The organism is Gluconobacter sp. Dm-73, from assembly GCF_018256215.1.
GTDB lineage: Bacteria > Pseudomonadota > Alphaproteobacteria > Acetobacterales > Acetobacteraceae > Gluconobacter > Gluconobacter cadivus.
This window is the reverse complement of record NZ_JAERLW010000002.1, coordinates 177,067-195,520: the sequence shown is the minus strand read 5'-3', so window position 1 is coordinate 195,520 and position 18,454 is coordinate 177,067. Positions and strand designations below refer to the sequence as shown.

The window sequence follows — 18,454 nt, the reverse complement described above, 5'->3', positions numbered from 1 at the left end:
ATAACGCACCAGATTATAGCTGCGGGTCACTGCCCCGCCCTCAACTCCGGCCCGCACCTGTTGGGGTGCGCACCGTCAACGAGAGTCTCGAGAGTCATTTGAGCGCGAAAACGACCTCCGGTCCTTCCAAATCCCGTACGACTGCCACACCCAAACGTGGTCGCCCTCCCGCTTCGCGCAGTGCCGCAGCCGAGGTTTCCCCGACGCCTGCCGATGACGGCGACACGTCTGCGACACCGGAAGCCCCTGCTGCCAAGGCCCCGCGAACCCGACGCTCAAAAACCGCAGCTCCCGCAATCGCGGATAAGACGGATTCTGCAAAGCCCGTCACGCGCCGCGCCCGCAAGGTGACATCTCCGGTTGTTGAGACTGTAGCCGAGGCCGAAACGCCTGTTGCCAAATCTACCGTTCGCCGCAAGAAGACTGCTGCTGAACCTGAGGCAATCAGTGAAACACCCCCTGCCCCCCGCCGTAAGCGTTCCACGAAAGTTGCGGATGAGACGGTAGCTGAGGTGGCACCCAAACGTCGTGGTCGCCCGCGCAAGGTCATTCCTGTCGAGCAGCCTGAACTGGAAGTGGTGGCGGAAGAAACTCCGAAGCCCGTCGAGGCTCCGCGTCGCCGCGGTCGGCCCCGCAAAACAGACGTAGTCGCCACGGCCGCTCCCGTGGAAAAACCTGACGCCGAAAAGACAGAGAAGAAAGCCCGCACGACCCGCCGCAAGGCCTCTGCTCCGGTTGAAAAAATCGCTGCGCCCATCGTCGAAGAAAAGGCCGCCGAACCGACCAAGAGCGAAAAAACTCCGGTCCGGCGTCGTCGCACCAAGGCTGTTGTTACAGAACCCACCTTCGCCGCTGAAGACATTGTCGCACTTCCTGCCGTCGCTGAGACTGTCGTGATCGCCGAGGCTTCTTCCGGAAAGCCCCGCTTTGCCGATCTGGGTCTTGGCGAGCCGATCATGCGGGCGATTGAGGAACTGGGGTACGAGCACCCTACCCCAATCCAGGCACAGGCCATTCCCGAAGTCCTGAAAGGCCATGACGTTCTGGGCGTCGCACAGACCGGCACCGGAAAGACCGCTTCTTTCACACTGCCGATGCTTCAGAAGCTCTCCGGATCGCGTGCCCGCGCCCGGATGCCGCGTTCGCTGATCCTTGAGCCGACGCGTGAACTGGCTTTGCAGGTCGCGGAGAATTTCAAGCTCTATGGCAAACACCTGCGCCTGACGCATGCGCTGCTGATCGGCGGCGAAAGCATGGCCGAACAGCGCGATGTCCTGAACCGGGGCGTCGACGTACTGATCGCAACGCCGGGACGCCTGCTCGACCTGTTCGGACGGGGCGGCCTGCTCCTGACGCAGACCAGCACGCTTGTGATCGACGAAGCCGACCGTATGCTGGATATGGGCTTTATCCCTGATATCGAGAAAATCGTCGGGCTTCTGCCGCCCCATCGCCAGACACTGTTCTTCTCCGCCACAATGGCTCCGGAAATCCGCCGTCTGGCAGATGCTTTCCTGCGTCACCCGGCTGAAATTACGGTCTCACGCCAGTCGTCCGTCGCTGCGACCATCGAAGAAGCTCTGGTGATCGTGCCAGAGGACGAAAAACGTCGCACCCTCAAAAAGCTGCTCCGTCGTGAGAACGTCCAGAGCGCGATCGTGTTCTGCAACCGCAAGCGCGATGTGGACATGATCCAGCAGTATCTGACCAAGCACGGCATAGAAGCCGGACATCTGCACGGAGATCTGGCTCAGTCGCTGCGCTTCTCGACGCTGGAGCGTTTTCGTTCCGGGGAACTGAAGTTTCTGATCTGCTCGGATGTGGCCGCCCGCGGTATCGACATCGGCGGCCTGTCACATGTTTTCAATTACGACCTTCCGTTCAATGCCGAAGATTACGTCCACCGGATCGGACGCACCGGGCGGGCGGGCAAGGAAGGCCACGCTTTCAGTCTGGCATCGCCGCGCGATCGCAGACTCCTTGAGGCGATTGAGACCCTGACAGGTAAGGTCATTGCACGCCCTGCGCTCGAAGGGATCACAACTGTTGACTGGGCTCCGGAAGACGGCGAACGCCGCCCGACAGAAGCCACTCCTGCGCCGCAGGAATCCTCAGAAGACGGCGAACACCGTGCACGCAAGCGTCGTCGGGGTGGTCGCAAACGCAACCGTGGCGACCGTGAGGAAAACGAGAGCATTCAGCAGGCAACTCCTGTTGTCGTCCCGCCTTCCGTCTCCGTGATCGAAGCTCCTGTGAGCCATCGCTCGGTTGAGCTGGCGCCCGCCTTCGAAAACGATGGCCCGAAGACCGGCTTTGGTGGAGATACACCCGCCTTCATGCTGGTTCCGCGCCGTCGAAAAATCACGGTGTCCGGTGACACCGATCTCGCTGCTCCTGTTCAGCATGATGGACGCCATTACGGTAATGAGTGAAACCTTGACCGGAGTTGCAGAACTCCGGATTGAAGGACTGGGTGCGGCAGGCGACGGCGTTGCGCATCTTGATGGCCAGAGCGTCTTCATTCCGGGCACATTGCCCGGAGAAGAGGTTCGGGTCCGCCTTGCTTCCGGCCATCCTGAACTGATTGATATCGTTCATTCATCTCCTGAGCGCGTAACGCCGCCCTGCGACCTGTTTGGGGAATGTGGCGGCTGTGCGTTGCAGCATCTTTCCCTCCCGGCTCTGCTGGAGCGGAAATCGCAGCGCGTCCTCCATGCCCTGACGGCCGCAGGTTTCACCGATCTGCCACCTGCACGGATGTTCCAGACCGTGCCTGAAACACGGCGGCGGATGGATTTTGCTATTCAGCGCGTGCCGGGTGGCGTGATTATCGGGCTGCATCGCCGCAACGGTGACCCTGTGGACATGACGGAATGTCACGTCCTGCACCCTGCGATTTTCGAGCTTCTGACGCCATTGCGTGAAGTTCTTGGAAGTCTGGGAGCCCTGACGAGTCGCGGAAGCCTGATGATCAACCTGCTCGACAGCGGACCGGATCTGACACTTCAGACCCCTGCCCCACTGACCAGCGCAGACCGCACCAAACTGGCGGCCTTCGCACGCGAACATCATCTGTCCCGCATTTCCTGGCAGGACCCGAAAGATCAGGGAATCGAGACCGTCGCCCATTCTGGAGCCGTGCGGGAAGAGTTTGGCGGGGTAGCCGTCTCGCCACCACCTTCTGCATTCCTTCAGGCAACGGCGGATGCCGAAAAGGCCATTGTCACGGCCGTTCTGGATGGTCTGCCGTCGCTGAACAAAAAAGACGTAACGGTCGAACTGTTTGCCGGCTGTGGAACGCTCACCTTTCCGATGTCGGAAAAAGGGCGCGTCATGGCTTATGAGGGTAATCTGGCCGCCGCAAACTGCCTCAAGACGGCAGCGGGTGGCCGACGCGTGGATGGTTTTCATCGGGATCTGGGGCGCCAGCCACTTCTGCCGCATGATCTGAAATCAACACGGGCTGTTGTGCTCGATCCGCCTTATGCAGGTGCGGGCGCACAGACTGTGCCTCTGGCAAAATCTGCCGTCCCGGACATCGTTTATGTAAGCTGCAACCCTGCTGCCCTTGAAAAAGACGGCAGAGTGCTTTGGAACGCAGGTTTTTCAGTCATTGGCCTGACAATTGTGGACCAGTTCCTGTGGTCCACAGAAGTCGAAGCGGTTGTTGTGCTGTCGCGGGATGCGAAGCGGATCAAACGTGAAAGCTCTCGCCGCAACCGCAACGACCCTTCTCGTTCGGATTCCTGAACGTAAAACCGGATTCGAGGTCTTTGACCTCGTAGTCCATGACAGTACCAGTCAGGAACAGGGTGGCCTTGCGATCCACCAGCAGGGTCACGCCCTGATCCTCGACCCGCTCATCGGCGGGTTGCGGCTCTGTCACGAAATTCATTTCGTAAGACAGACCCGAGCATCCACGCGTTCCTACGCTGATCCGGAGAAGCTGTCCCTGATGAGAGCCTTCATAAAGAGCTTTCAGACGCTTGGCAGCCTGATCAGAAACGCTCATGAGCGCAGGCAGAGGACGGCGCGTTGCAACATCGGACATGATGGTTTTCCCCGGATCAGAACATGTTAAGGGCAAGACGGGCATCATCGCTCATACGGCTCATGTCCCACGGCGGATCCCAGACGATTTCGATCGTCGCCTGACTGACGTCCGGCACATGAGAGACGGCATCACGCACCATCTCGGGAAGTTCCTGCGCGCTGGGGCAATTGGGCGCCGTCAGCGTCATCTCCATATGGACGCGGCCGTCGTCATGCAGATCGATGGCGTAGATCAGGCCGAGTTCATAGACATTCACCGGAATTTCCGGGTCATAAACCGTGGCAATAGCGGCAATGACCGCGTCCTGATCAGGCGCAGTTCGGGTGGCCGGAACGCAGGCTGTGTCTTCAGTGGTGGGGATATCGGTCATGGCTTCACTCATGTGAGCATCATCCGGGCCCGTTCAAGACCCTCGATAAACGTGTCGATTTCATCGGTCGTGGTATAGATGCCAAAACTGGCGCGCGCTGTTGCCTGCACGCCCAAACGGCGAACTAGCGGCTCCGCACAATGCTGTCCCGCACGGATGGCAATCCCAAGCTGATCGAGCAATGTCGCCAGATCATGCGGGTGTGCACCATCCATAATGAAGGAAATCACGCCACCACGCTCCGCAGGTTCACCCAGAACATGCAGACTGTTGATTGCGCGCATTTTTTCCAATGCGTAGCGGGTAAGTTCCGCTTCATGACGGGAGATCGCCTCATAGCCGATCTCTTCCACGAAGCGCACGGCAGCCCCGAGGCCGATTGTTTCCAGAATGGCCGGTGTGCCGGCTTCGAACTTGTGCGGAACATGCGCCCATGTCGCGCGCTCGAACGAGACGTTCTCGATCATGTCACCGCCGCCCATGAACGGCGGCATAGCGTCCAAAAGCTCCATCTTGCCCCAGAGCACACCGATGCCTGTGGGGCCATAGAGCTTGTGCCCGGTAAACGTGAAGAAATCCGCGCCAAGATCCTGCACATCAATCCTGCGATGCACGACGGACTGCGACCCATCCAGCAGGATGCGCGCGCCATAAGCGTGGGCAATTTCCGTCAGCTTGCGGGCCGGGGTAATCGTTCCAAGCACATTGGACATATGCGTGACGGCCACAAGCGCCACTTTGCCATCCGACAGGAGCGCTTCATAGGCATCCAGATCAATGTCGCCAGCATCATTGATGGGCGCGACACGCAGATCAATCCCCGCCCGGTCCCGCAGCATGAGCCAGGGCACGATATTGGCGTGATGTTCCAGTTCGGAAATCAGAACCGCCTGCCCCGGTTTCAGCAGACTGCCGAAACTATGAGCCACGAGGTTGATGGCCTCGGTGCTGTTGCGGGTGAAGACAATTTCGCGATGATCGGGCGCATTGAGAAAGCGGGCAACGTCACGACGGGCGCGCTCATAGGCTTCCGTCGTGCGCTCGCTCATCCAGTGCAGGCCGCGATGAATATTGGCATATTGATGATACGCCGCATCCCGCATAGCCTCGATCACGGCATCCGGCTTCTGGGACGAGGCCGCGCTGTCGAGAAAAACCAGCGGGCGGCCATGAACGGTTTCGTTCAGGATCGGAAAATGAGCGCGGATTTCAGCCGTGGTTTTTCCGGGCGAGGGGCTGCTGCCGGTCATGACGCCATGCTCCGCACCAACAGATCACGCAGGGCCTCATCGGCGACGAGATCCAGTGCATCGATCAGGAACGCCCGCACGAGAATATCGCGCGCCTGCGCTTCGGGAACGCCGCGAGAGCGCAGATAGAAAAGCTGTTCGTCATCAAGAGCGCCTACGGTCGCGCCGTGGCTGCACTTGACGTCGTCGGCATAGATTTCCAGCTCGGGCTTGCTGTTGATCTGCGCCTTTTCAGACAGCAAAAGCGCCTGATTCATCTGATATCCATCGGTTTTCTGGGCCACGCGGTCCACGAGGATCTTGCCCTGAAAAACACCCTGCCCGGCGTCGGACAGAACCGTCTTGACGGTCTGGCGCGAACTGCCATCAGGAGCGGCATGATGGATCATGGAGGTCAGGTCGTTTAGACGCTGGCCGTCCACGATCTGCACCCCATTCACATGAACCATGGCATGTGGCGCATTCAGCGTCACAACAGCTTCGTGTCGGGCAAGGCTCCCGCCCTGATTTAGGGTGAAGCTGTCATACTCGCCCTTCTCCGACACGTCCGCGGACACGATGGCAAGATGCGTACCGCTCAGGCTCTCGCGCTGCAATTTGATGTGACGCAACGTCGCGCCTTTGCCCACGACGATATCGAAACGCGGATTGGCGATATACTGCCCTTCGCCTGCATTGACATCGTACAGTGTGAGTGATGCGCCATCTTCCAGCACGATACGATGCTGAAGATGCGTCGAAACAGTATCGCCGCTGGAGAGGCTGATAAGGGTCAGCAATCCTGCGTCAGTTCCTGCCGGAATGCGAAGATCAAGCCCTTTTTCGCCCAGCGCCATATTCAGCGTCGCGGAAAAGACCCCCTTGAGCGGGGAAACATGGTCCGAAGCCTGCTGGGCAACGTCCAGAGGAGCAGACAGCCCCTCTAACAGCCTGCCATTGCCATAAACCATGCGCGCGCCGCTTTCCGGCAGCGGCAAACCGTTCAGAAGCGCACTGACGGATTCGGCCGCCAGAGGAGCAGCCTGTGTCCATGCCGTGTCCGCGATCGCCCGCAGCGGCGTATAGCGCCATGCTTCGACGCGGCGTGTCGGCAGGCCGATTTCAGCAAGAGCGGCCCCATGCGCAGCCGAGCGCTGGACGAACGCCTCCAGAGCTGGAGCGTCTGACGCTACGGAGGACTGTACGCTCACGCTGCCGCCTCGAGAAACTGGGTATAGCCCTGCTTTTCAAGCGTCTTGGCAATATCAGGGCCGCCACTATGGATGATACGGCCATGCGCCATGACATGCACGCGGTCCGGCACGATATAGTCGAGCAGACGCTGATGATGCGTGATGACCAGAGCAGAAAAATCCGGGCTACGCAGGGAGTTCACGCCTTCCGCGACGATGCGCAGAGCGTCGATGTCCAGACCGCTATCCGTTTCGTCGAGGATGGCGAAGGACGGCTGGAGCAGACGCATCTGGAGCACTTCGTTGCGCTTCTTCTCACCACCCGAAAAACCAACATTGACCGCACGCTTGAGCATGTCGTCGGACATGGACAGGTGTTTGGTCTCGGCACGGACAGTCTTGAGGAAGGCCACGGCATCCAGTTCAGCTTCACCACGCGCCCGGCGAACCGCGTTGACGGCCGTCCGCAGGAAATTCGCGTTGTTCACACCCGGCAGTTCGACGGGCGACTGGAATGCCAGGAACAGGCCCAGAGCAGCGCGTTCTTCGGGTTCAAGAGCCAGCAGATCCTGCCCCTTGAACGTGGCCGCCCCCCCCGTGACTTCGTAGTCGTCACGACCGGCAAGCACATAAGACAGCGTGGATTTGCCCGAGCCGTTCGGCCCCATGATAGCGTGGACTTCGCCCTTGGGAACTTCGAGATCGAGCCCCTTGAGGATATCCTTGGGCGTGCCGTCGGCGTCGATGCGGGCCTGAAGACCCTGAATTTTCAGAAAATCGCTCATATTAACCCACACTTCCTTCGAGGCTGATCTGCAGAAGCTTCTGCGCCTCGACCGCGAATTCCATCGGCAGCTCTTTGAGCACCTCGCGGCAGAAACCATTGACGATCAGACCGACTGCATCTTCTTCCGAAAGGCCGCGCGAACGGCAGTAGAAGAGCTGGTCTTCAGAGATTTTTGACGTGGTCGCTTCATGCTCCACGCGCGCAGTCATGTTACGGCTTTCGATATAGGGTACCGTATGCGCGCCGCACTGATCGCCGATCAGAAGACTGTCGCACTGCGTGAAATTGCGCGCATTGCGAGCCTTCGGCTGCATACGAACCAGACCGCGATAGGTGCTGTCCGACTGACCGGCCGAGATCGTTTTGGCGATGATCGTCGAGCGCGTGTTCGGCGCCAGATGGATCATTTTTGTGCCGGTATCGGCCTGCTGGTGGTTGTTCGTCACCGCAACCGAGTAGAACTCACCGACCGATCCCTCACCCGCCAGCACGCAGGACGGATATTTCCATGTGATCGCAGAGCCGGTTTCAACCTGCGTCCACGAAATCTTGGACCGTGCGCCACGGCAGATGCCACGCTTGGTGACGAAGTTGTAGATGCCACCCCGGCCTTCATCATCGCCCGGATACCAGTTCTGGACGGTGGAATACTTGATCGAGGCATCTTCCATCGCGATCAGTTCGACCACCGCCGCATGAAGCTGGTTCTCATCACGCTGCGGCGCCGTGCAGCCTTCCAGATAGGAGACGGTGGCGCGGTCTTCAGCAATGATGAGTGTGCGTTCGAACTGCCCCGTATTACGCGCATTGATGCGGAAATAGGTGGACAGCTCCATCGGGCAACGAACGCCTTCAGGGATGTAGACGAACGAGCCATCGGTAAAGACAGCGGAATTCAGCGCCCCGAAGAAGTTGTCAGACACCGGCACGACCGTACCCAGATATTTCCGGACCAGTTCGGGATGTTCGCGGATGGCTTCGGAGATCGGGCAGAAAATGACGCCAGCCTCCGCAAGCGTCTTGCGGAAGGTCGTCGCGACGGACACGCTGTCAAAAACGGCATCCACGGCAACCGGCAGGCGCGCTTCTTCAGCACCTTCCACACCGGCCAGAAGAGCCTGCTCGTGCAGGGGAATGCCCAGTTTGGCGTAGGTTTTGAGAAGTTCGGGATCGACTTCGTCAAGACTTTTGGGGCCGGGCTTCTTTTTCGGCTGGGCGAAGTAATGCGCGTCCTGATAATCGATCGGCGGATGATGGATATGAGCCCAGGTCGGCTCTTCCATTTCCAGCCACGCACGAAAAGCCTTGAGACGCCAGTCCAGCATCCATTGCGGCTCGCCCTTGCGTTCGGAGATCAGGCGGACCGTTTCCTCATTGAGACCCTTGGGCGCGATATCCATTTCGATATCGGTCTCAAAGCCCCATTCGTAGCTGGATTTCGCGAGTTTTTCGACTGTCTCGCGGGTTTCCGTCACGGCTGGCATGGTGTGTTGTCCTTAACTGACCGCTTCGGTCACGGAGGGGGCCTCCGCTCCAACGGTGGCGACAGGAGCCCGAGCGGGACCGCGCCTTGTCAGGCGCTCCGCATGTCGGCCCATATCGGCCAGTGTAATGTTGTTGAGTGTGCTGAGGATGGCGTCGTTCACAACGTCCCATTGACCCGACAGGCCGCACAGAGAGCTATGTTCGCACTCGCGTCCGTCACAACAGGCGGTAATGGCGATTGGGCCGTCCACGGCTGCGATAACGGCGGCAACGGTTATCTTTTCAAGCTCGCCCGCGAGACGATAGCCGCCCCGTGCGCCGCGATGGGACAGAACCAGACCGCTGGAGGCCAACCCCTTGAGGAGCTTGGCCACGGTGGGTTCGGGAACGCCGGTTTCTACTGCAAGGGCTGCGGCTGTTGCCAGTCCTTCATGACGACCGAGATGGACCAGAAGGACAGTGGCGTAGTCGGCCAGTTTGGAGAGCCTCAGCATCGCTTGCACACTCGCATCTTATTCTAATTCAAGACTTGCTAAGTCCTGATTTGTTCCAAATGACCCATACCGATGCAAAGGTCAAGGCTTCTGTGCCCGACCTTTGCTTGACATGGAATGTCACACACCAAAAAACAGTCGGGAAACGCCGTCAAGCGCCGCTCCAGCGAGAAAACCGACCACCGTGCCATTGATACGGATGTATGCGAGGTCACGCCCGACACGCGACTCCAGCCGCATTGCCAGATCGTTTCCGTCCCATCCTGCCATGACGGCGGCGATGAACCCGGACAGCTTCTCGCGCAGCCCCGGCAGGATCCGCTGGACCGTACTTTCCACAGCCTGATTGACTTTCAGACGCAGAACATCGTTGGAGCGCAGGGCCGTCGCGAGCTGGACGATCGCCGCATCAATGACCGTGGCACTCCAGCCTTCTTCCCGATTACTGTCTTCCTCCACCATGCGCCGTAGACGGTCCCACAGCTCCGAACTCCATCCCTTGAGACTGGTATGGGTCAGGACGGAGGTGATGGTGTCGGCCATATCCTTGCGGCGGACGGGATCATGTTCGATCCGGTCGATTTCGCCGCGAACCCATGTCGTGAAGCCGTGCCGCAGGTCCGAGTCCATCGGGTCGACCCGTTCGAACTCGGCATGAAGCGCCATAAGAACACGACTGGCGACGGAACCCCCAATCGCCCACCCCAGAAAACGACCGCCCTGTTCCCGCACACGCTCCTCAACAAAATGTCGCAGGTCCGACTCCCGGGACGTTACGGTGGTCTTGATGCGCTCAAGCAGGAAGGACAGGACCTCCTGATGCATCTCACTATCCACCATGGCACGCATGCCACGGGAGACGAGAGGCGCCATTTCCTCTCCATTGAGCAGGACCGGAAGGGCGCGTGAAATGGCAGCTTTGGCCCGCCCGTCTTCAAGATGGTCGAACATCAGGGGAATGGCGGAGCGCATGCTGTTGACGAGGGTCTGGCGCGTCGCGGGCTCGCTCAGCATATCGGCGATCAGGCTGGAGAGATCGATTTTTGACAAAGCGCGTCGAACGTCGTCTTCGGTGAAGAACTGCCCAGAAATGAAACGGCCCAGCGCCTGTCCGAGGCGCTCTTTCTGACGCGGCAGAATGGCCGTGTGCGGAATGGGGAGGCCCAGCGGATGGCGAAATAGCGCGGTCACGGCAAACCAGTCGGCCAGACCACCAACGACGCCTGCTCTTGAGCCCGCTCTCAGAAGCCCAAACGCCAGACTACTGTCGCCGATATGATGGGCCGCCGCCAGCGTCGTGCCTGCGGCAAGCACCCCCATGCCCACAAGCAGCCCCCCGGCCATGAACCGTGGCGACAGACCTGAAGGGCCGGATTTTCGTGAAACGGGATGAGGCGTGTCCGCGTGCATCCGCACACGGATAGCATCATCCTGACGGGCTGTCGCGTCCAGAGCAAGGTTGCGCTTGGCGGCAGGGCGTGAAAAGTATTACGGCCCGTTTTTCGGTCCATTTTTCTTTTTTCGCAGAAGCGAGACTGCTCCCGATGTCTGACTGCGCCTCCCGGCTCGATCCGTCTCTCCACGACCGTATTGACGCGATGACGTCCCGGCTGCTCCACGAACGCGACGGTCTTGAAGACCTGATTGCGTCCATCGGGCAGGATCTGTCCAACGACGATCCGGAGACGTGCAAGACGCGGCTGACCGAGATCGGGAATGTCGTACGTGCCCTGCGTGACGAGCATTTCGTCGATCGCGCCGCCCATCTGCGCGCCTATGTCGGCCTTGATGACGCGGCCCCGCAGGAGCGTCTCGAAGCCGTTGCAAAGCGTCTGGTGGATCAGGCTCCTGATGCGGTGTCCCTGACCGTGCCGAAGATTGCCGCGGTTTTCACCGCGCATCCGACCTTCGCACTGGCAGACGGTGTGTATGACATCCTGACGCAACGGGCCGAAAATCCCGACATGCCGATCCCGTGCCTCAAAACGCATCGTCGTCCAGGTCCGCCGACACTGGCACAGGAGCAGGCTCTCGCACTGGCAGCCATTCTGCGGGGCCGTGATGCGCTTGATGACCTCACAACAGCGCTCCTGCGGGAAATGTCCCAGCGCTGGTCGGGAGAGAACAGCCATGTCGATCCTGCCCCTGTCGTTCTGGCAAGCTGGGTCGGTTTCGATACGGATGGACGCAACGATATCGGCTGGTGGGACACTCTTCGTATCCGGCTTGAGCTGAAGTCCTCCCAGCTTCACCGCCTGACGGACGGGCTGGAGCGGCTGGGGCTACAGGAAAGTGCGCTGGCCATGCGTACCCGCCGGGCCATCGAAGCCGTCAAAACACAGCACGCCGCCTGCCCGACCGGACGGGATGCGGCACCCGAAACGATCCGCGATTTTGCCCAGACGCTGATTTCGCACCGTGACAAAGCACTTCTGGACGCGGCTGAACTTCTGCCGCTCTTTCAGGATGCCGCCGCCGGTCTGGATGAAGACAGTCTGCTGCATCTACGGACGCTCCGCGCTGGCTTCATGAGCCACGGCCTCGGGATCGCGCGTATCCATACCCGACTGAATGCGGCACAGATCTATAATGTGGCGCGCACACGACTTGGCCTGACGGATGACCCCGCCCTTCCCTCGCGCCGACGCGTCCTGTTGACGAAAATCGACGAGGCTCTGTCGGACCTGACGCCCCGCGCCGTGGATTTCGGGTCGCTGCTGGTGGAACCTGCATCAGCCGCGCGGCTAATGATGACCATGGCGCAGATCCTGAAACACATCGATTCAGGATCGCCCATCCGCTTCCTCATCGCCGAGACGGAAAGTGGCTACACGCTGCTGGCGACGCTCTGGCTGGCACGACTGTTCGGAATCAAAGACCACCAGATCGAGATTTCGCCGCTCTTTGAGACGGAAAGCGCGCTGGAAAATGGCGAGACCATTCTGGAAGAAGCGTTTCGTTCAAGCCACTGGCGTGATTACCTGAAGGCAAACGGACGGCTGTCGCTTCAGTTCGGCTACTCCGATTCGGGACGCTATGTCGGACAGCTTGCCGCCACCAATCTGGTCGAGCGTCTGCGGATGCGGACTCTCTCTCTGCTAGCAGAACATGGGCTGGAGGATGTTTCCCTCACCCTGTTCGATACGCATGGCGAAAGCATCGGACGTGGGGCCCATCCTTTCAGCCTGCGTCAGCGTCTGGATTATTTCTCCCCGGCCCGCACACGACTGGCCATGCGCGAAGCCGGGATCGGCTGCCGCGTTGAAACCGCGTTTCAGGGTGGCGACGGCTACACGCTGTTCGGAACGAAGGCTCTTGCGGCCTCCACGATTGCCACTCTTGCCGAGCATACGGCTGAAATTCCGCAGGACACGAAAGATCCGGTCTATACGCGCCCGGACTTCGCAGCGGACTTCTTCTCCACCATCGCGCTCGACATGGGTGCGCTGGTCGATGACCCGGGCTATGCGGCCCTGCTCAGCGCATTCGGGCCGTCACTGATCGACAAGACGGGCTCCCGCCCCTCCGCCCGTCAGTCTGACGCGGCGACCGTGACGCGCATCACCCATCCCGGCCAACTTCGGGCCATCCCCAACAATGCGATCCTCCAGCAGCTTGGCTGGTGGGCGAATGTTCTGCACGGGCTGGGCAATGCGGCGCAACGCCATCCCGAGACGTTCGAGCAGTTCGCAACAGAATCATCGCGCTTCCGCGAAGCCATGGATTTTGCCCGTCAGGCACTGGCTCATTCCGATCTGGATGTTTTGCGGACAACGATCCATCAACTCGACCCCGGAACCTGGCTGGATCGTGCAGCCAACGCCCAAAGCGACGAAGAACGGCAGAGCCTGCTGAGCATTTCGCACGGGCTGGAACTGCTGCGCTTCTGGACCAGCGGACCCGCGATGTTCCGGCGTATTCAGGCGGACCACATCGCCCTGCGCGCCGCATGGCCCGATGCACCGCGTATGGCGGCGCGTGAAAAGCTGCTCCATGCGATCCGCTTTGCCCTCATCGACCGTCTGTGGGGCCTCTCGACGCGCATTCCCTATTTTGGCCCTCGCAACAGCCTGACACGGGAATCGATCACGAACCTCATCCTCTGTCTGGATGTACCGCGCGCACTTCATCTTCTGGACGACCTGTTCCCCCTCACCGTTCCCAGCGTTGCCAATCTCGATTTCGCAGAGCCGGGCGATGCGGCGGAAGCTGGCGGCTTTGCACGGGAACATCAGGAGATTTTCGAGCCGCTATCGCACTGTTTTGCGCTACTGCGGGAGGTCGGGATCGCGATCATGCATGCCAACCGGGCGTTCGGCTGAGGAATGATACGCGGCCGCAACCCTTGTCGGTAACGGCCTCGTCCGTTTAGAAAGCTCTCGTAACAAACCTTAACAGAAAGTTCCTCTGCATGCTTCGCAAGGCCCTTCTTCTGGGTGCAGCCATGATGGCTGTGCCTGCTTTGGCCGCAGGTCCCGCCACACCGGCACCCAATGCTGACAGCGTGACGAACGGGACCGTGACGGTCAATGGCGCCACAATCCCTTACCGGGCCGTTGCGGGAACCATTCTGGTTCATGGCGCCGACTATAACGATTCCAGCGATGTTCTGGCCAAACGCGGCACGAAGATTGATGCTGGCAAGGACGATGACAGCAAGAACGCGCCGGTCGCGTCCATGTTCTACACCGCCTATTTCAAGGAAGGCGTTCCGTCGGAAAAGCGTCCGATCACGTTCCTGTATAATGGCGGTCCGGGATCAGCTTCGGTCTGGGTCCATATGGGCACGTTCGGTCCACGTCGCGTCAATACGCCGGGCGACACCCATCTGCCCGCTGCCCCTTATGCGCTCATCAACAACCCGCAATCTCTGATGGACGTGTCGGACGTGGTGTTCGTCGATGCACCAGGAACAGGTTTTTCGCGGATCGCGGGCAAGGATGCCGCCAAGGAATTTCTGGGCGTTGATGGCGACGGCGAGGCGTTCACGCATTTCATCTCAAAGTTCCTCGCCAAATATCACCGCTACAACTCGCCCAAATACCTGTTCGGCGAGAGCTACGGCACGATGCGCTCGGCTGTGGTCATCAACGACCTTGAGCAGGACGAGAACATCGACTTCAACGGCGTGATCCTGCTGTCGCAGATCCTGAACTACGACAACAGCGATGATGGCCCGGAGTTCAACGCTGGCATGGACGACCCGTATGTGCTGGCGCTGCCAACCTATGCGGCAACAGCGTGGTATCACCACTGCCTGCCCGCCGAACATCCGGACCTGAAGGCGTTCCTGCACGAAGTCGAGCATTTTGCGATGACCGACTACACACTGGCCCTGCGTCAGGGTGCTGATCTGCCGGAAGACCAGCGTCAGGCGATTGCGGCAAAGCTGCATGACTATACGGGCCTGCCCGTCGATTACATCCTGCGGGCGGATCTGCGCGTCAATGGCGGCGAGTTCGACCAACAGCTTCAGGCCAAGACCGGCATGGCGACGGGCCGTCTGGATACACGCTATTCAAGCCCGACGATCGATCCGATGAGCCAGGAAGTGGATTACGATCCGCAGTCCAGCGCCATCAGCTCGGCCTATGTTACAGCCTTCAACGACTATGTCCGCAATACGCTCAAATACGGCACGGACGAGGATTATCGCCTCTATAACAGCCAAGGGCACTGGGACAATCACCACCGTCAGCCCGGTCACGGCTACCAGCCCAAGGGCGAGCCTAACGTCATGACCGATCTGGCCATGGCAATGAAGACCAACCCGAACCTGCATGTGATGCTCAACGCGGGCTACTACGATCTCGCAACGCCGTACTTTGAAGGCATTTACGAGATGAAGCACCTGCCGATGGCCAAGAGCCTGCAAAAGAACATTGAATACGCACAGTATCCTTCCGGCCACATGGTCTATGTGGACCCGGCAACCCTCCAGCAGTTGCACGACAATGTCGCGGCCTTCATTCGCCGGACAGACAATCTGCACTGATCCCTGACGGGAGGAGCGGAAAAGGCGGCGGAAGGGAAACCTTCCGCCGCTTTTTTTATGCGTTACTGAGACGCAGGAACCGGGAAAGCGATCTCACCCGACAACAGATCAGACACAAAAAAACCCCGCCAGATTGCTCTGGCGGGGTTCGATGTTTCAGCCAGGCTGAAAAAATCAGGCGGACTTCGCGATGATTTCGTCGGCCACGTTCCGGGGAACGGCTTCGTAGTGGTGGAACTGCATGGTGAAGGACGCACGGCCCTTCGTGGCAGAACGCAGGTGCGAGATGTAGCCGAACATTTCCTTCAGCGGCACCTGTGCACGGATCATCACGGTCGAACCAGAGGTTTCCTGGTTCTGGATGATGCCGCGACGACGGTTGAGATCGCCCACAACGTCACCAACATGGTCGTTCGGGGTCGTGACTTCCACGTCCATGATCGGCTCGAGGATCACCGGACCAGCGTTCTTCATGCCTTCACGGAAGCAGGCCTTGGCGGCAATTTCGAAGGCCAGAGCCGACGAGTCAACGTCATGGTACTTACCGTCGAGCAACGTGAACTTGAAGTCCACCGTCGGGAAGCCGGCGAGAACACCCGTGGTGCTCTGCATGCGGATGCCCTTTTCGACAGCCGGGATGTATTCCTTCGGAACCGTACCACCGACGACCTTGTTCTCGAAGATGATCTCATCCGGCTTGTCGGACGGAGCAAACTCGATCTTGACCTCAGCGTACTGACCCGAACCACCAGACTGCTTCTTGTGGGTGTAGGTCTCGACATGCGGCCGCGTGATCGTCTCACGATAAGCCACCTGCGGTGCGCCGATGTTGGCATCGACGCCGTATTCACGACGCAGACGGTCAACGATGATGTCCAGGTGAAGCTCGCCCATGCCGGACAGGATGGTCTGACCCGTTTCCTGATCGGTCTTGAGATGCAGGGACGGATCTTCAGCCGTCAGCTTCTGCAGCGCCAGCGTCATCTTCTCGACGCCGTCCTTGGTCTTCGGCTCGACGGAGATGTCGATCACCGGAACCGGGAACTGCATACGCTCCAGAACCACCGGATCGGAGGCATCGGCAAGCGTGTCACCCGTGACGGTGTCCTTAAGGCCCACGAATGCGGCGATGTCACCGGCACCAACGGACTTCACTTCCTGACGCTTGTCGGCGTGCATCTGGAACATGCGGCCGACGCGTTCCTTGTGACCCTTCGTCGTGTTCAGGATGGTGTCACCGGAGTTCAGGACGCCACGATAAACGCGAACGAAGGTCAGCGTGCCGTACTTGTCGGAGATGATCTTGAACGCAAGGCCAGCGAACTTGCCATCCGGATCGACCGGAACGATCGGCAGGAAGTCTTCGTCGACTTCTTCACCTTCCGGCGGAGCAATACGGATGCCTTCGACTTCGTCAGGAGCCGGCAGGTAGTCGATGACCGCGTCGAGCAGGGGCTGCACGCCCTTGTTCTTGAACGCCGTACCGCACATGACGGGACGGAATTCACCGGAGATCGCACCCTTCTTGATGCACTTCTTCAGGGTTGCGACATCCACGTCGCCCTTCTCGAAGTACTCTTCCATGGCTGCGTCGTCGACGGCGAGAGCCGTGTCGAGCAGGACCTGGCGGGCTTCGTCAGCCTTTTCCTTCAGGTCAGCCGGGATCTCTTCGTAGTGGAACTTGGCGCCGAGTTCGCCGCCTTCCCACACGATGGCGCGCATCTCGACCAGATCGACCACGCCAACGAAGTTTTCTTCGGCGCCGATCGGGAGCTGCAGCGGAACGGCCACGATATCCAGCTTCTCTTTCAGCGTGCTGAAAGCGTAGTAGAAGTCGGCGCCGGTACGGTCGAGCTTGTTGATGAAGATGACGCGCGGAACGTTGTAACGGTCAGCAAGGCGCCAGTTCGTTTCGGACTGCGGCTGCACGCCAGCCACGCCTTCGATCACGAAGATCGCGCCATCGAGCACGCGGAGCGAACGGTTGACTTCGATGTTGAAGTCAATGTGGCCCGGGGTGTCGATGATGTTGATGCGGTGGTCGTTCCACTCACACGTCACGGCAGCCGAGGTGATCGTGATGCCACGCTCACGCTCCTGCGCCATGTAGTCGGTGGTGGTGTTGCCTTCGTGGACCTCACCGATCTTGTGAGAGACACCCGTGTAATACAGGATACGCTCGGTCGTCGTGGTCTTACCGGCATCGATGTGCGCGGTAATACCGATGTTGCGAATCTTCGAGAGAGCCGACTTGGCTTCCTGAACGCTTTCGGACACGGAGAACCTCCAAAATACAATGAAAGGTGTTTCAGCCTGGACCGAAACACCTCCGCTGCGGCCCTGTGAAAGGACCGAACCTGATTTATCCCAGTGGCGGCTGAATGACCCAGACCGCCATGGTTTTCAAGAGCAATCTTATTACCAAACAAAGTTCGGCAAAGATTCCTCAGGCGGTCTGGGCAGCCTTGCGTTCCTGAACGCGCAGGATACGGCGCTTGATGACCTGGGCTTCCGTCGGAAGCTTGCGGTTCGGCGTACCCAGCAGGAACGAATCCAGTCCACCGTTGTGCTCAACCGTGCGGATACCGTTGGTGGACAGGCGCATACGCACCGAAGCACCGAGAATATCGGAGATCAGCGTGGTCTCCTGCAGGTTCGGGAGAAAACGACGGCGGGACTTGTTATTGGCGTGGCTGACGTTGTTGCCCGTCAGCACGCCCTTGCCCGTGATCTGGCAACGGCGAGACATGGTGATACTTTCCTCGATGCTGGATGACGCAGGACAGCGAGGCCCGGCGTGTTCCGTAAATCAGGCGCGGCTTATGACGTATGGTTGGGGGCTTCGTC

At 59.7% G+C, this 18,454-nt stretch carries 14 protein-coding genes; 4 read left to right on the top strand and 10 right to left on the bottom strand.

What is annotated here, in order from left to right:
- The first annotated feature begins 665 nt into the window (after window positions 1-665).
- Together JK176_RS14915 and JK176_RS02875 are read left to right on the top strand one after the other, a co-directional pair.
- On the top strand, window positions 666-2,432 hold the full coding sequence (locus JK176_RS14915) for a DEAD/DEAH box helicase (protein WP_408874179.1): 1,767 nt from the start codon (window positions 666-668) through the stop codon (window positions 2,430-2,432).
- Window positions 2,425-3,750, top strand: coding sequence for a class I SAM-dependent RNA methyltransferase (locus JK176_RS02875; protein WP_249194135.1), 1,326 nt, complete (start codon window positions 2,425-2,427; stop codon window positions 3,748-3,750). Before JK176_RS14915 ends, JK176_RS02875 begins: the two co-directional genes overlap by 8 nt.
- Here the strand turns inward: JK176_RS02875 and JK176_RS02870 are convergent.
- The 8 genes from JK176_RS02870 to JK176_RS02835 all read right to left on the bottom strand — a co-directional run bounded on the left by JK176_RS02870 (window position 3,695) and on the right by JK176_RS02835 (window position 11,022).
- A complete protein-coding gene (locus JK176_RS02870) occupies window positions 3,695-4,051 on the bottom strand; it encodes an iron-sulfur cluster assembly accessory protein (protein ID WP_099286457.1) in 357 nt (118 codons plus the stop codon). The two genes, JK176_RS02875 and JK176_RS02870, sit on opposite strands and share 56 nt — an antisense overlap.
- Before the next feature lie 16 nt (window positions 4,052-4,067).
- Window positions 4,068-4,436 carry an SUF system Fe-S cluster assembly protein gene (locus tag JK176_RS02865; RefSeq protein ID WP_194267763.1) on the bottom strand — a complete coding sequence of 123 codons (369 nt, stop codon included), beginning with the start codon at window positions 4,434-4,436 and terminating at the stop codon, window positions 4,068-4,070.
- On the bottom strand, window positions 4,433-5,674 hold the full coding sequence (locus JK176_RS02860; protein ID WP_211586316.1) for a cysteine desulfurase: 1,242 nt from the start codon (window positions 5,672-5,674) through the stop codon (window positions 4,433-4,435). Before JK176_RS02860 ends, JK176_RS02865 begins: the two co-directional genes overlap by 4 nt.
- Entirely contained in the window at window positions 5,671-6,864 is a 1,194-nt protein-coding gene (gene sufD / locus JK176_RS02855; RefSeq protein ID WP_211586315.1) for a Fe-S cluster assembly protein SufD, read from the bottom strand. Before sufD ends, JK176_RS02860 begins: the two co-directional genes overlap by 4 nt.
- Complete coding sequence (gene sufC / locus JK176_RS02850) at window positions 6,861-7,631, bottom strand: Fe-S cluster assembly ATPase SufC (RefSeq protein ID WP_211586314.1); 771 nt, start codon at window positions 7,629-7,631, stop codon at window positions 6,861-6,863. Before sufC ends, sufD begins: the two co-directional genes overlap by 4 nt.
- Window position 7,632: 1 nt before the next feature.
- The gene (gene sufB / locus JK176_RS02845; RefSeq protein ID WP_062029656.1) at window positions 7,633-9,117 is read right to left on the bottom strand and encodes a Fe-S cluster assembly protein SufB; all 1,485 of its coding nucleotides are present in this window, start codon (window positions 9,115-9,117) and stop codon (window positions 7,633-7,635) included.
- A 12-nt stretch (window positions 9,118-9,129) separates the two neighbouring features.
- On the bottom strand, window positions 9,130-9,612 hold the full coding sequence (locus JK176_RS02840; protein WP_211586313.1) for an SUF system Fe-S cluster assembly regulator: 483 nt from the start codon (window positions 9,610-9,612) through the stop codon (window positions 9,130-9,132).
- A 120-nt stretch (window positions 9,613-9,732) separates the two neighbouring features.
- On the bottom strand, window positions 9,733-11,022 hold the full coding sequence (locus tag JK176_RS02835) for a DUF445 domain-containing protein (protein WP_211586395.1): 1,290 nt from the start codon (window positions 11,020-11,022) through the stop codon (window positions 9,733-9,735).
- 134 nt (window positions 11,023-11,156) lie between these two features.
- Between JK176_RS02835 and JK176_RS02830 the strand changes: the two genes are divergently transcribed.
- The gene (locus JK176_RS02830; RefSeq protein WP_211586311.1) at window positions 11,157-13,934 is read left to right on the top strand and encodes a phosphoenolpyruvate carboxylase; all 2,778 of its coding nucleotides are present in this window, start codon (window positions 11,157-11,159) and stop codon (window positions 13,932-13,934) included.
- Between the two features lie 89 nt (window positions 13,935-14,023).
- On the top strand, window positions 14,024-15,607 hold the full coding sequence (locus JK176_RS02825; protein ID WP_211586310.1) for a S10 family peptidase: 1,584 nt from the start codon (window positions 14,024-14,026) through the stop codon (window positions 15,605-15,607).
- Window positions 15,608-15,781: 174 nt separating this feature from the next.
- Here the strand turns inward: JK176_RS02825 and fusA are convergent, their stop codons facing one another.
- Both fusA and rpmB read right to left on the bottom strand, forming a co-directional pair.
- Complete coding sequence (fusA, locus tag JK176_RS02820) at window positions 15,782-17,884, bottom strand: elongation factor G (protein ID WP_099286467.1); 2,103 nt, start codon at window positions 17,882-17,884, stop codon at window positions 15,782-15,784.
- Window positions 17,885-18,053: 169 nt separating this feature from the next.
- Window positions 18,054-18,356 (bottom strand): 50S ribosomal protein L28, encoded by a 303-nt coding sequence (gene rpmB, locus JK176_RS02815; protein WP_041110511.1) that lies wholly within the window; start codon window positions 18,354-18,356, stop codon window positions 18,054-18,056.
- Between the last annotated feature and the right edge of the window lie 98 nt (window positions 18,357-18,454).

Coding starts and splice junctions, on each gene's coding strand:
- JK176_RS02875 (WP_249194135.1), top strand. CDS start 2,425: ATGAGTGAAACCTTGACCGGAGTTGCAGAACTCCGGATTGAAGGACTG.
- JK176_RS02870 (WP_099286457.1), bottom strand. CDS start 4,051: ATGTCCGATGTTGCAACGCGCCGTCCTCTGCCTGCGCTCATGAGCGTT.
- JK176_RS02865 (WP_194267763.1), bottom strand. CDS start 4,436: ATGAGTGAAGCCATGACCGATATCCCCACCACTGAAGACACAGCCTGC.
- JK176_RS02860 (WP_211586316.1), bottom strand. CDS start 5,674: ATGACCGGCAGCAGCCCCTCGCCCGGAAAAACCACGGCTGAAATCCGC.
- sufC (WP_211586314.1), bottom strand. CDS start 7,631: ATGAGCGATTTTCTGAAAATTCAGGGTCTTCAGGCCCGCATCGACGCC.
- sufB (WP_062029656.1), bottom strand. CDS start 9,117: ATGCCAGCCGTGACGGAAACCCGCGAGACAGTCGAAAAACTCGCGAAA.
- JK176_RS02840 (WP_211586313.1), bottom strand. CDS start 9,612: ATGCTGAGGCTCTCCAAACTGGCCGACTACGCCACTGTCCTTCTGGTC.
- JK176_RS02835 (WP_211586395.1), bottom strand. CDS start 11,022: ATGCACGCGGACACGCCTCATCCCGTTTCACGAAAATCCGGCCCTTCA.
- JK176_RS02830 (WP_211586311.1), top strand. CDS start 11,157: ATGTCTGACTGCGCCTCCCGGCTCGATCCGTCTCTCCACGACCGTATT.
- JK176_RS02825 (WP_211586310.1), top strand. CDS start 14,024: ATGCTTCGCAAGGCCCTTCTTCTGGGTGCAGCCATGATGGCTGTGCCT.
- rpmB (WP_041110511.1), bottom strand. CDS start 18,356: ATGTCTCGCCGTTGCCAGATCACGGGCAAGGGCGTGCTGACGGGCAAC.